General features: G+C 72.7%; 12 protein-coding genes. 6 read left to right on the top strand and 6 right to left on the bottom strand.

Annotation, left to right across the window (positions count from 1 at the left end; genetic code table 11):
* Positions 1–39: 39 nt before the first annotated feature.
* The 5 genes from IEY99_RS15500 to IEY99_RS15520 all read right to left on the bottom strand — a co-directional run bounded on the left by IEY99_RS15500 (position 40) and on the right by IEY99_RS15520 (position 3,040).
* Complete coding sequence (locus IEY99_RS15500) at positions 40–354, bottom strand: alpha-amylase inhibitor (protein WP_189203794.1); 315 nt, start codon at positions 352–354, stop codon at positions 40–42.
* Positions 355–485: 131 nt separating this feature from the next.
* Positions 486–1,337 (bottom strand): PfkB family carbohydrate kinase, encoded by an 852-nt coding sequence (locus IEY99_RS15505; RefSeq protein WP_189203796.1) that lies wholly within the window; start codon positions 1,335–1,337, stop codon positions 486–488.
* A 5-nt stretch (positions 1,338–1,342) separates the two neighbouring features.
* A complete protein-coding gene (locus IEY99_RS15510; RefSeq protein ID WP_189203798.1) occupies positions 1,343–1,498 on the bottom strand; it encodes a hypothetical protein in 156 nt (51 codons plus the stop codon).
* Positions 1,499–1,577: 79 nt separating this feature from the next.
* The gene (locus tag IEY99_RS15515; RefSeq protein ID WP_189203800.1) at positions 1,578–2,477 is read right to left on the bottom strand and encodes an amidohydrolase family protein; all 900 of its coding nucleotides are present in this window, start codon (positions 2,475–2,477) and stop codon (positions 1,578–1,580) included.
* A complete protein-coding gene (locus IEY99_RS15520) occupies positions 2,435–3,040 on the bottom strand; it encodes a GNAT family N-acetyltransferase (RefSeq protein WP_229798745.1) in 606 nt (201 codons plus the stop codon). The genes IEY99_RS15515 and IEY99_RS15520 overlap by 43 nt, the downstream gene beginning before the upstream one ends.
* A 95-nt stretch (positions 3,041–3,135) precedes the next feature.
* On the opposite strand from IEY99_RS15520, the gene IEY99_RS15525 reads away from it, so the two are divergent.
* Entirely contained in the window at positions 3,136–4,620 is a 1,485-nt protein-coding gene (locus IEY99_RS15525) for a GntP family permease (RefSeq protein ID WP_189203801.1), read from the top strand.
* Between the two features lie 62 nt (positions 4,621–4,682).
* Here IEY99_RS15525 and IEY99_RS15530 read toward each other — a convergent pair whose 3' ends face one another.
* Positions 4,683–5,465 (bottom strand): LLM class F420-dependent oxidoreductase, encoded by a 783-nt coding sequence (locus tag IEY99_RS15530; RefSeq protein WP_189203802.1) that lies wholly within the window; start codon positions 5,463–5,465, stop codon positions 4,683–4,685.
* A 124-nt stretch (positions 5,466–5,589) separates the two neighbouring features.
* On the opposite strand from IEY99_RS15530, the gene IEY99_RS15535 reads away from it, so the two are divergent.
* The 5 genes from IEY99_RS15535 (at position 5,590) to IEY99_RS15555 (ending at position 12,621) form a co-directional block, all read left to right on the top strand.
* On the top strand, positions 5,590–6,621 hold the full coding sequence (locus tag IEY99_RS15535; protein ID WP_189203803.1) for an alpha/beta hydrolase family protein: 1,032 nt from the start codon (positions 5,590–5,592) through the stop codon (positions 6,619–6,621).
* 31 nt (positions 6,622–6,652) lie between these two features.
* A complete protein-coding gene (bluB, locus tag IEY99_RS15540; protein WP_189203804.1) occupies positions 6,653–7,309 on the top strand; it encodes a 5,6-dimethylbenzimidazole synthase in 657 nt (218 codons plus the stop codon).
* 10 nt (positions 7,310–7,319) lie between these two features.
* A complete protein-coding gene (locus IEY99_RS15545; RefSeq protein ID WP_229798746.1) occupies positions 7,320–9,464 on the top strand; it encodes a transglycosylase domain-containing protein in 2,145 nt (714 codons plus the stop codon).
* Between the two features lie 86 nt (positions 9,465–9,550).
* Complete coding sequence (locus IEY99_RS15550) at positions 9,551–10,591, top strand: hypothetical protein (protein WP_189203806.1); 1,041 nt, start codon at positions 9,551–9,553, stop codon at positions 10,589–10,591.
* Between the two features lie 20 nt (positions 10,592–10,611).
* The gene (locus IEY99_RS15555) at positions 10,612–12,621 is read left to right on the top strand and encodes a neutral/alkaline ceramidase (RefSeq protein ID WP_189203807.1); all 2,010 of its coding nucleotides are present in this window, start codon (positions 10,612–10,614) and stop codon (positions 12,619–12,621) included.
* Positions 12,622–12,627: the final 6 nt, after the last annotated feature.

Here is a 12,627-nt window from a genome sequence, read left to right on the forward strand (position 1 = left end):
GGCGGAAGGACTCCAGCGCCGCGCACGTCGACTCCGGTCTCAGCAGTACACGATCCTGGTCGGCGTGACGCTCTCCCAGGTGTACGCGTAGACGTAGTCGGCGAACACGCCACCCTGGATGGTGTAGCACCCGATGTTCACGTTGTCCGAGCGTCTGATGGAGAACCGGTACGTGCCGCTGCAGATGTTGCGCACCTCGGCGTACCTGCTGAACCCGGACCACGTTCGGTGGCCCGTCAGGTTCACGCACTGGGCGGCCTGCGCCGGTGTGGCCGCGATGGCCACCGGCGACACGGCCGCGCCCACACTCACCGCGGTCACGGCCAGCGCGAGACGCACCTTCTTTCGAGTCATGACGTTCCCTTCAGGAAGCTGTTCCGGCTTGACGGCCACAGCCTGCGAATTCCGGCCTGCCGTACGCAACGCCTAGCTGTCCCCGGCCCGAGGCCATCTGTCCTCGACGACAGATACGGCCTCAGGGGAGTTCACGAGCCGTACGGTCGCAGGGCCGCCAGCCAGGAGCGCGGGCCGCGGTGCCGGACGCGGATGCCGGCCACCTGGATCGCGTACCGGACGGCCGCGGGTGTGTCCGCGCCGCGCGCGAGCGCCACGGTGAGCGCGCCGTGGAAGGCGTCGCCGGCGCCGGCGGTGTCGACCGCCTCGACCCGCGGCACCTCGATCTCTCCCGTCGCGTCCGCGGACCACCACTGCACCGGATCCGGTCCGCGGGTGATCGCGCCGCGGCTCGCCCCGAGTGCGCGCAGGGCCTGCTCGACCGGCCGGTCGCCGGGCGGGCGGAAGGCCGCGGAGCAGGCCGTGAAGGCGGCGCGGGGGAGCAGGTCGGCGAAGACCGGGCGCCAGCTGCCGGCGTCCAGCACCAGGGGCCGGCCGCTGTGCGCGGCGGCCCGGGCCAGGGCGGGGTGATGGCCGTCGGCCAGCACCGCGTCCGCGGCGTGCAGGAGGTGTGCGAGGTCCTCCGGTACGGCGGCCTCGGTGCCGCGCGCGTTGCGGCTGACGATCGTCCGCTGGCCGGTGCGGTCCAGCACGGTGACCGCCGAGACCGGCGGTGGCGTGGTGGCCTGCGGTGCCGCGTCGAGCAGGGCGACGCCGTGCGCGGCGAGGTCGGCGCGGACCAGGTCGCCGAGGGGGTGGGCGCCGACCGCGGTGACGAGGGTGACGTCGGCGCCGAGGGCGGCCGCCGTGACCGCCGCGTTGGTGGCCGGGCCTCCGGCGGCGACCTCCGCCGCGAGGGCCTCCGCCTTCTCGTCCACGCCGGGCAGCCGGTCGACGCGCTGGACCAGGTCCACGGTGGCCAGGCCGACGCAGACGAGCCGCACGGCGGTCAGGACGCCAGGTCGGAGAAGAACACCCCGATGTTGCGGAACACGTTGGCGACCCCGTCGCCGATGCCGCGCGCGATGTCGGCAGCCGGCCCCGGGTTGGTGCCGATGTAGAAGATGACCAGGGCGAGCACGATCCAGCCGACAACCTTCTTCATCGCCGATTCACCTCCTCGCCGCAGCCGCGATCTGTGATCGTCGCACACCGGCGCACGCCGGGCCTGCCGAATCGCGCCGTCACAGGCCGAAAAGCCGGGCCGCGTTGTGCCAGCAGACCGCCCGCAGCCAGTCGTCGCCGAGGTCCAGGCCGGCCAGCGACTCGAGCTGGTGGGCGTACGGATAGGGGATGTTCGGGAAGTCGCTGCCCAGCAGCACCTTGCCGGCCAGTCCGAGGTCGCGCAGCCGCGGCAGCAGCCGGGTAGGGAACGGGGCCATGTCCTCGAAGAAGCGGGTGAACGCCATGGTGGTGTCCAGCCCGGCGCGCTCGTAGCGCTCGGCCAGCTCCAGGAACCCGGTGTACTCGGGGGCGCCGAGGTGCGCCGCGATCATCGTCAGCCGGGGGTGCCGGGCGAGGACCTCGCCGATCGGGCCGGGCCCGGTGAACCCGTGCGCGACCGGGCCGGAACCGGCGTGCACGACCACCGGCGTGCCGGCCTCGGCGAGCAGGCCCCACGCCTGGTCGAGCCGCTCGTCGCGGGGGTCGAAGCCGCCGACCTGCAGGTGCAGCTTGAAGATCCGGGCGCCGCGCTCCAGCGCCGTGCGGACGTCGCGGGCCGCCGACGGCTCCGGGAAGAACGTCGCGCTCGGCAGGCATCCCGGGGTGCGCTCGGCGAAGCCCAGCGTCCAGTCGTTGAGGTCGGCGGCCATGCCGGGGCGGTGGGCGTACGCGAGCGCGGAGAAGGCCCGCACGCCGAGCCGGCCCAGCTCGGCCACCCGCTCGGCCTCGGTGCCCCGGTAGGTGATCGGCCACGGCCGGCCGATCAGCGGGCCCGCCTCGTCGAAGTGCGCCCAGACGCGGCGCTGCATGCGCTCGGGCAGGAAGTGCGTGTGGACGTCCGCGAGACCGGGCAGGCCCAGGGTGGTGGCGAAGCCGGTCACGCCGGCACCACGTGGCCCGCGGGGTGCGCCGCCCGCCATTCCGCGGCCAGCATGGCGAAGTCGAGCTCGGTGCTCCACTCGCCCTTGAAGAACTCGTTGTGGACCAGCCGCGCCTCCTGGCGCATGCCCAGCCGGCGCGCCACCGCCGCGGACGCCTCGTTGCGCTCGTCGATGCGCGCGACGACGCGGTGCAGGCCCAGCTCCTCGAAGGCGAGGCGGAGCAGGGCGGACGCCGCCTCGGTCGCGTAGCCACGGCCGCCGAAGCGCGGGTCGAGGATGTATCCGATCTCGCCGCCGCGGTGCAGCCGGCTGTGCCAGAAGAGCACCACGTCGCCGACGAGCTGACCGGTCTCGGCCAGCTCGGCGCCCAGCGTCAGGGACTGGCCCTCGTCGGTCAGCGCGGTCCGCGCCCACGGCCCGGCGAGCCGGTCGAGGACGACGTCGCGGTCCTGCGGTTCGAAGGGGACGTAGCGGCAGAGCTCCGGGATGCTGCGGTAGGCGAGCAGCGAGTCCACGTCGCCCTCCGTCAGGGGGCGCAGCAGCAGACGTTCGGTACGAACGGGGTACGAGGGACGCAACTCGGCGTGGTTTTCGCTCGGCACGCGACCATGGTGCCCTCCCGGGGCGCCGCGTGCCCGCCGATTTTCGCCGCGGTGTCTCAGGATTCGAAGTTCGTCGATCCGGGTACGGCCCGCCCATGACAGCGCATGCCGCCCCGGTGCTGGCCGCGGAGGCGATCACCTCCGCCGGCACCGGCCGACTCGTCCTCGCCGCGGTGCTCGGGATCGCGGCGGTCGTCCTGCTCATCGCCTGGGCGAAGTGGCACCCGTTCCTCGCCCTGATCCTCGGCGCGGGCGTGCTGGGGATCGTCGCCGGCGCCGCGCCCGGCGACACGATCACCTCGTTCAAGGCGGGCGTCGGCAGCACGGTCGGCAGCGTCGGGCTGCTGATCGCGCTGGGCTCGATGATCGGCGCCCTGCTGGCCGAGTCGGGCGGGGCGGACGGGATCGTCGCCTCGATCGTGCGCCGGGTCTCCGGTCCGGCGCTGCCCTGGGCGATGGCGGGCGTCGCCGCGCTCGTCGGGCTGCCGCTGTTCTTCGAGGTCGGCGTCGTGCTGCTGGTGCCGATCGTGCTGCTGGTCGCGCAGCGTACCGACGTGCCGCTGCTGCGGATCGGCATCCCGGCGCTGGCCGGGCTGTCGGTGCTGCACGGCCTGGTGCCGCCGCACCCCGGCCCGCTGGTCGCGATCTCCAGCCTGAACGCCGACCTCGGGCTGACCCTGGCGCTCGGCCTGGTCTGCGCGATTCCGACGGTGATCGTCTCCGGCCCGATCTTCGGCGGCTTCATCGCCCGGCGGGTTCCGCTCGCGGTGCCGGCCGGGGTGCTGACGGCGGCCGGCGACGGGCGCGGTGCCGGCCCGGCCGCGGGGCAGGACTTCGTCGACCGCGACGACCTGGCGAACGCGGGGTCCCGCGAGCCCGACGCGCTCGTGGACGCCGGCCTGCCCGCCGGGCGCCGCCGCCCGGGCTTCTGGCCCGCGGTGCTCACCGTGCTGCTGCCCGTCGTGCTCATGCTGCTGCGGGCGGTCGCCGAGCTGACCCTGGACGCCGGGACGCTCCGGACGGCCTTCGAGGTGCTCGGCGATCCGGTCGTGGCGCTGCTCGCCGGGCTGCTGCTGGCCATGTGGACGCTCGGGAAGCGGGCGGGCTTCGGCCGCGCGCAGACCTCGTCGGTGATCGGCGGGGCGTTGCCGCCGATCGCCGGCATCCTGCTCGTCGTCGCCGCGGGCGGCGGCTTCAAGCAGGTGCTGGTGGACGCGGGTGTCGGCACCGTGGTCGCGGACGCGGCGCGGGAGGCCGACATCTCGGCGCTGCTGCTGGGCTGGCTCGTCGCGGTCGGCATCCGGGTCGCCACCGGCTCGGCCACCGTCGCCACCATCACGGCCGCCGGCATCGTCGCGCCGCTGGCCGCGACCCTGGACCGGCCCGAGGTGTCGCTGCTGGCCCTCGCGATCGGCTGCGGCTCGCTGTTCTTCTCACACGTCAACGACGCCGGGTTCTGGCTGGTCAAGGAGTACTTCGGGATGACCGTGGGGCAGACCGTCAAGACCTGGTCGGTGATGGAGACCGTCATCTCGGTGGCCGGCTTCGCCTGCGTCCTGCTGCTCGACCTGGTCGTCTGACGGCGCGGAACGGCGCCGGCGTGCCCGGCACCGAGCGGTGCGGGGCACGCCCGCGCCGGGTGTCAGGCGTTCTGCTCGTCGCGCCAGGCCAGCCAGTCCCGCAGCGGGGCGAGGTCCGGCTTCGGTCCGCCGATACCCAGCGTGAACAGGGAGACGCCCTGCTCGCGCAGGCCCGCCGCCGCCTCCGGCTTGCTGTCCGCCTGCACTCCGCTGGAGATCTCGATCTCGGCGATGTCGCGCCCGGCGTCGGCGCAGTGCTGCCGCAGGACGCCCAGCTTGTGGCGCAGCGTGTCGGCGTCGCCGAAGCTGTGCCAGATGTCGGCGTGCTTGGCGACCAGCCGCAGCGTCTTCTTCTCCCCGCCGCCGCCGATGAGCACGGGGATGTGCCGCGTCGGCGGCGGGTTCAGCTTGCCGAGGCGGGTCTCGATGCGGGGCAGGGCCTCGGCGAGGGCGTCCAGGCGGCCGCCGGCGGTGCCGAATTCGTACCCGTACTCCCGGTAGTCCTTCTCGAACCAGCCGGAGCCGATGCCCAGGATGAGCCGGCCGTCGCTGATGTGGTCGACGGTGCGCGCCATGTCGGCGAGCAGGTCGGGGTTGCGGTAACTGTTGCAGGTCACGAGGGCGCCGATCTGCACCCGTGACGTCGCCTCGGCCCAGGCGCCGAGCATGGTCCAGCACTCGAAGTGCGGTCCGTCGGGATCGCCGTAGAGCGGATAGAAGTGGTCCCAGTTGAACAGGACGTCGACGCCGAGCTCCTCCGCCTCGGCGGCCGTACGCCGGATCGTCGGGTAGTCCGCGTGCTGCGGCTGCAGTTGCAGCCCGATTCTCACAGGCCTGTGCGTCATGAGCCGGAGCATATTCGGGCGCGCGCCGGACCGGCCGTGCTCCGGCGCCGGGGTCACCGAATGTGATTTACGGCTCGTCCGCGCTCTCAAGGTCATTTCAGGAAGACGCCGCACACTGGTCACCATGCGTAGACGGACATTGCTGCTCGGGCTGGCCGGCGCCGCCGGGGCCGGAGGACTGGCCGCCTGCACGGCCGGGACCACGCCGCCGAGCCCTCCGCCGCCGGGCACCTCCGCTCCCGCGGTCTCCTCGGCCGCCTCGGCCACCCCCTCGGCCTCGGCCGCGCCCATCCTCGGCTCGACCGCCGCGTCCTCGCTGACGCCCCGGCCGGTCACGGCGCCGTACGTGCCCGCACCGGGTGCCGCGCCCGCGCAGGCGTACCCGCTGGGCCGCCGGGTCCTGTCGCTCAGCCGGGGCGACCGGGCCCTGCCGACGACGGTCCACTACCCGGCCGCGGGCACCGCGCCGGCCACCCCGGCCCCGGTCGACGACGCGCCGAGCGCGCCCGGGCGCTTCCCCCTGGTGCTGTTCAGCCACGGGCTCACGTCTTATCCGGAGGGTTACGCCGCGCTGCTGGCCCGCTGGGCACAGGCCGGCTTCGTGGTCGCGGCGCCGAAGTATCCGCACACCTCCTACGGCGCGGAGAGGCTCGACCCGTCGGACATCGTCAACCAGCCCGCGGACGCCTCCTTCGTGCTCGACACGCTGCTCGCCCCCGGTCACCCGGTGGCCGCCCTCGTCGACCCGGCGCGGGTCGCGGCGGCCGGGCACTCCGCGGGCGGCATCACCACCGTGGGGCTGTTCAGCGCCCGGCGTGACGAGCGTCTCAAGGCCGGTGTGGTGTTCGCGGGCACCGACTTCCAGGGCACGCCGTTCACCGGGCCGAGCGCGGCGCTGCTCTTCGTGCACGGCCGCCGGGACACCACGGTCACCCATCGTGCCGGGCACACGGTGTTCCAGGCGGTGCCGTGGTCGCGGGCGATGCTGTCGGTCACCGAGGGCGGGCACGTCACCCAGGGCGCCGACTTCGAGGCGTCGACCTCGGCCTCGACGGAGTTCCTGCGCTGGGCGCTGTACGGCGACGCGGCCGCCAGGGCCCGGATCCCGGAGGCGGCCGCGAAGGGCGGCGTGGCGACCTTCGAGAATCAGCTCTGACCGTACGGGGCCGCACTCACCGGGAGCTTCCTTGCCGCACGAGCTGTACGAGACCATCCACCGCCGCCGCGACGTCCGGGGCGAGTTCACCGGCGCGCCGATCCCCCGGGACGTCCTCGAGCGGATCCTGACCGCGGCGCACGCCGCGCCCAGCGTCGGGCTGTCCCAGCCGTGGGACTTCGTGCTGGTGCGCGACCCCGGCCTGCGCCGACGGTTCCGCGACCACGTGGAGACCGAGCGCCGGGTGTTCGCCGCCGGCCTCACGGGCGAGGCCGCGGAGCGCTTCGCGCGCATCAAGATCGATGGTGTGATGGAGTCCACTCTCTCGGTGGTGGTGACCTACGACCCGCAGCGCGGTGGTCCGGCCGTGCTGGGCCGGCACGCCATCGCCGACGCCGGTCTCTACTCCGTGTGCCTGGCCATCCAGAACCTCTGGCTGGCCGCGACGGCGGAGGGGCTGGGCGTGGGCTGGGTGTCCTTCTACCGTGAGGACTACCTGCGGACGCTGCTGGGCATACCGCAGGAAGTGCGCCCGGTGGCGTGGCTGTGCCTGGGGCCGGTCACCCACCTTCAGCGCGTACCGGACCTGGAGCGGCACGGGTGGCGCCGGCGGCGGCCCCTCGGCGCCGCCCTGCATGCGGACACCTGGGGTAACCCTCGAGAGGCGGTGCTGGACCTCCGTGGCTAACGTGGGCCGGGTGAGTTTCTGGACCCGAAAACGCGATCGCTCCCTCTTCGCCAACACCGGATCACTGATGATCTGCGGCCTCCTCGCCGGCGTCGTGGTCGCGGCGGCCTCCTTCCCGGCCGTCGCGATGTCCGGGCTGGCGGCGAAGGCGGGGGCGAAGGGCTTCGCGGAGCTGCCCAGCGAGCTGGCGCAGCAGTCGGCTCCGCAGGTCACGCGGATCTTCGCGTCCGACGGCAAGACGCAGATCGCGGTCATGTACGACGAGTTCCGCAGCGACGTGCCGCTGAAGGACATCTCGAAGAACATGCAGAACGCGATCATCGCGGCCGAGGACCACCAGTTCTACGAGCACAACGGCGTGGACCTCAAGGGCGTGGCGCGCGCGTTCGTCAACAACCGCAACGGCGGCGCGCAGCAGGGTGCCTCGACGCTGACCATGCAGTACGTACGGATGACGCTGGCGTACTCGGCGAAGACGCCGCAGCAGGCCATCGACGCCACCAAGGACAGCGCGGAGCGCAAGCTCTCCGAGATGAAGTACGCCCTGCAGGTCGACAAGGAGCTGGGCAAGGACAAGATCCTCGAGCGCTACCTCAACATGGCGCCGTTCGGCAACGGGGCCTACGGCATCTACGCCGGCAGCCAGGTCTACTTCAAGAAGAAGCCGAAGGACCTCACCGTGGCCGAGGCCGCGCTGCTGGCCGGCATGGTGAAGGCGCCGACCTCGTTCGACCCGACGACGACGAAGGGCCACCCGCAGGCGCTCGCCCGGCGAGACTACATCATCAAGAACATGCAGGACCTGAAGATGATCACCCCGGAGGAGGCCGCCAAGGCCAAGGCGGTGAAGCTGGGCCGCACGACCAACCGGCCGGGCAACGGCTGCGTGTCGGTGGCGAAGAACCACTGGGGCTTCTTCTGTGACTACTTCTACCGCTGGTGGCTGAGCCAGGAGGCCTTCGGCCCGACCACGTACGACCGGGAGCGCCAGCTCAAGAGCGGCGGCTACCGGGTGGTGACCTCGCTCGACCTCAAGGCCCAGTCGGCGGCGCGCGAGCGGATCACCGAGCGGATCAGCGACAAGAACCGCAACGCCCTGCTGCTGGCCGGCGTGGAGCCGGGGACCGGCCGGGTCCGTACGCTGGCGGCCAACCGCAAGTACAAGCTCGACAACCCGGCGGATCCGGAGAACAAGCTCAGCTCGAACCCGGAGCTGGCGGCCCAGGGCATCCGCGGCACGTACCCGAACACCACCAACCCGATCATCACCGGTGGCGGCGACATCGTCGGCTACCAGTCCGGGTCGGTGTTCAAGATGCTGACCATGGTGGCGGCGCTGGAGAACGGCTTCGGGCTGGATCACTCGATCACCTCCGGAAACCGCTACAAATCGAGCTACATCATCGACCCGAGCTCGGAGGCGGCCTGCCCGGGCACGCACTTCTACTGCCCGTCGAACGCGTACAAGGGCCTGAAGGGCACCTTCAACATGTGGAGCGGGTTCGCCAAGTCGGTGAACACCTACTTCGTGCCGCTGCAGGAGCAGGTCGGCGCGGAGAAGGTCGTCGACGTGGCCAAGCGCTTCGGCATCCAGTTCCGCGCCAAGTCCGACGCCGACATCGTCAACGACCCCGAGGGGGCCCACCAGTTCGGCGCCTTCACCCTGGGGGTCACCGCGTCCACCCCGCTGGACATCGCGAACGCGTACGCGACGCTGGCCGGTGACGGCATGTACTGCAAGCCCACCCCGATCCAGCGGATCACCGCGGCGGACGGCTCGAAGCTCGACGCGGGGCAGCCCGACTGCAAGCGGGCGACGAGCAAGGAGGTCGCCCGCAAGGCGCTCGACGCGGCCCGCTGCCCGGTCGGCGACCAGGCGCAGCTCGGCAACTGCGGCGGCTCGACCGAGCCCGCCGCCCGGCCCACGGTGGGTCACCCGGTCTTCGGCAAGACGGGCACGACCGACAGCTTCAAGACCGCCGCGCTGGTGGTCGGCACGACGTCGCTGGTCATCGCCGGATACCTGGTGAACCCGGACTGGTCGGGGCACACCGACCACATGGATCACAACATCGTCAACCCGGCGGTCTACCACGCCCTGGCCGACTTCATGGAGGGCAAGCCCGAGGAGCAGTTCAAGACGCCGGACCAGTAGCCACCGCGCCGCGCTCCCGCCCTGGACATCGCGCCCCGCCGCCCATAGATTGACTGCAGTCTATCCAGGCGAGCGGGGGAGGACGCATGGCCGTCCGGGGCAGGATCGCGGCCGCGCTGAGCGCGGTGCTCGCCGGGGCCGCGCTGGCCGTCCCGGCTCCGGCGCACGCGGCGGTCGACCGGGCCCAGCTCGCGCTGCGCTGGGCGCCGATCCACCACCAGGACGTGGACACGACGGGTAACCACGCCCTCGGCGGCCGGTCCGACTACCTGACGCGGGTGGACTACGACGGCGATCTGAACGGGCGCAACAACTGGGACAACGCCGGCCGGTCCGGCTCGTCGTTCGCCGCGCACGTGTACTACTCCGTCGTCGAGACGGCGAGTCACTGGTACATCACGTACTTCTTCTTCCACCCGCGCGACTGGATCGACCACCCGTTCTTCGAGAGCGAGCACGAGAACGACGGCGAGGGGCTCACCCTCGCGATCGAGCGCGACGGCAGCGACTACGGGGTGCTGCGCGCGGCGGTGACCGTGGCGCACGCGAACTTCTACTCGTACACGCCGGCGGGCAGCACCTGGACCAGCGGCCGGGAGACGGTCGACGGCACCCTGCGGATGCAGCCGTCGCCGCACGACGGGCATCTGCACCCGGTGACGGCGCAGGAGCGGGGCGGGCACGGGCTCAAGGCCTACCCGCAGTACTCGATCAACGGCGACGGCCTCGTCCACTACCCGTCGACCACCGCGGAGACGCCCGGCCACGCCGACGACCGCGACGTACGGTACGCCCTGATCGACATCTTCGCCCCGGACGGCCTCTGGGCCCAGCGCGGCAACGAGACCCTCTTCGCCCACCTCGGCACGTTCGCCGGGGACACCTCCGGCGGCTGCGGCGTGGGCACCTTCTCCTGCGGCACCAACTCGGCCAACGCGCCCTGGGGCTGGGACGACGGCAACGACCTGCCCGCGCGCGGTGAGATCGCCACCGACCCGGCCGCGCTGGCGGCGCAGTACTTCACCGTGCCGGGCGCGCTGGCCCGGTCGTACACGCACAACCCCTACGCGGAGGCCGCCGCCCAGCTCGAGGAGGCGGCGAGGACCGCACCGCGCGTCGTCGACTGACCCGACACCTGGAGGAGCCCTTGTCCCCTCGCCGCCTGCTCGGCGCCCTGGCCGTGCTTCTGCTCCTGCTCCTGCCCGTACCCACCGCGGCCCAGGCCGCCGCTTCCGGTTATCGCGTCGGCGTCGGCATCGGCGACATCACCGGGGAAGCGGCCGAGGTCGGCATGCTGGGATACGCCGATCCCGGCCAGACGACCGCCGGCCTCGCCTCGCGCCAATGGGCCCGCGCCTTCGTGGTGGAAGACGGCGCCGGGCACCACGTCGCCTTCGTCAGTGCCGAGATCGACTTCGTCACCCAGGCCGTCCAGATGGAGGTGCTCAAGCGCCTGCGCGCCACCTACGGCGCCACCTACACCGAGCAGAACGTGGTGCTGACCGCGACGCACACCCACGCCGGCCCGGGCGGGTTCTCCGAGTATCTGATGTGGAACCTGACCACCCTCGGCTTCGAGGCGCCGGTCTTCGAGGCCATCGTCTCCGGCATCGTGCGCGCGGTCGGCGCCGCGCACGCCGGCCTCGCGCCCGGCGCCGTCAAGATCGCGGAGGGCACGCTCACCGGCGCGAACGTCAACCGCTCGCTCGCGCCGTTCCACGCCAACCCGGCCGCCGACCGGGCGAAGTTCCCCGGCGCCGTGGACACCCGGATGACGGTGCTCCGCTTCGAGCGCGGCGGCAGCCCGGTCGGCATGCTGAGCTTCTTCGCCACCCACGGCACCTCGATGACCAAGCACAACCACCTGATCAGCGCCGACAACAAGGGCTACGCGTCACACCTCGTGGAGGACGCCGCCGGGGCCGGCTGGGCCCGGCGCGGCTCGTTCGTGGCCGCGTTCGCGCAGACCGCCGCGGGTGACATGTCGCCGAACCTGCGCAACGGCGGCGCCCAGGGCCCGACCGACGACGAGTTCGAGAACACCCGGATCATCGGCAGGTTGCAGGCCGACCGGGCGCGGCAGCTCTTCGACGGCGCGACCGAGGAGCTCACCGGGGCGATCGACGCCCGCGGCCGCTACGTCGACTTCTCGCACGTCCAGGTGGCCGGGCAGTACAACCCCGACGGCCGCGCCCACCGGACGTGCCCGGGCGCGCTCGGGCAGAACTTCACCGCCGGTGCCGAGGACGGCCCCGGGCCGCCGATCGTGGAGGAGGGCGACCTCGCCACCAACCCGCTGCTGCTGGTCGCGGGCATCGTGCTGAACCCGACCCCGGCCGAGGTGCGGGCCTGCCAGGCGCCCAAGGACGTCTTCCTCGGTAGCGGCAGCCAGGTTCCGCCGTGGACGCCGCAGGTCATGCCGCTGCAGATCCTGCGCATCGGCCAGCTCGCCATCGCCACCGCGCCGGGCGAGTTCACCATCGTGGCCGGCGAGCGGGTCCGCGCGGCGGTCGCCGCCGAGCTCGGCGGCGTCGCCACCCACCAGATCCTGGCCGGGTACGCGAACGCCTACGCCGGCTACGTCACCACCCCCGAGGAGTACGACCTGCAGCACTACGAGGGTGCCGCGACGCACTTCGGCCGCTACACCGCCCCGGCGTACGCCCAGGAGCTGGCGAAGCTCGCCGCGGCGCTGCGCGACGGGCAGCCGGCGCCGAGCGCGGTCCAGCCGCCCGCGCTGCCGCAGAACAGGTTCAGCATCCGGCCCGGCGTGGTGCTCGACACGCCGCCGCTGGGCAAGTCGTTCGGCAGCGTGCTGACCCAGCCGCTCGCCTCGTACGCCCGCGGCGCCACCGTCCGGGCCGACTTCGTCACCGGCCACCCCAACAACAACCTCCGGCTCGAGGGCACGTTCCTGGAGGTCCAGCGCCAGGACGGCGCCGCGTGGACGACGGTCGCCACCGACGCCGAGTGGGAGACGACCTACCGCTGGAAGCGCGAGTACCTGGGCGTCTCCACGGCGCAGATCGGCTGGACGGTGCCCGCCGACGCGGTGCCGGGGACGTACCGGATCGTGCACCACGGGGATGCCCGGAGCCTGTGGGGAACGATCAAACCGTTCACCGGTGTCACCCGGACCTTCATGATCACCCCATAGTGGGGC

Origin of the sequence: Couchioplanes azureus (genome assembly GCF_014648355.1) — a bacterium.
Taxonomy (GTDB): Bacteria; Actinomycetota; Actinomycetes; order Mycobacteriales; family Micromonosporaceae; genus Actinoplanes; species Actinoplanes azureus.

Coding starts and splice junctions, on each gene's coding strand:
- IEY99_RS15500 (WP_189203794.1), bottom strand. CDS start 354: ATGACTCGAAAGAAGGTGCGTCTCGCGCTGGCCGTGACCGCGGTGAGT.
- IEY99_RS15510 (WP_189203798.1), bottom strand. CDS start 1,498: ATGAAGAAGGTTGTCGGCTGGATCGTGCTCGCCCTGGTCATCTTCTAC.
- IEY99_RS15515 (WP_189203800.1), bottom strand. CDS start 2,477: ATGGCGGGCGGCGCACCCCGCGGGCCACGTGGTGCCGGCGTGACCGGC.
- IEY99_RS15525 (WP_189203801.1), top strand. CDS start 3,136: ATGACAGCGCATGCCGCCCCGGTGCTGGCCGCGGAGGCGATCACCTCC.
- IEY99_RS15530 (WP_189203802.1), bottom strand. CDS start 5,465: ATGACGCACAGGCCTGTGAGAATCGGGCTGCAACTGCAGCCGCAGCAC.
- IEY99_RS15535 (WP_189203803.1), top strand. CDS start 5,590: ATGCGTAGACGGACATTGCTGCTCGGGCTGGCCGGCGCCGCCGGGGCC.
- IEY99_RS15550 (WP_189203806.1), top strand. CDS start 9,551: ATGGCCGTCCGGGGCAGGATCGCGGCCGCGCTGAGCGCGGTGCTCGCC.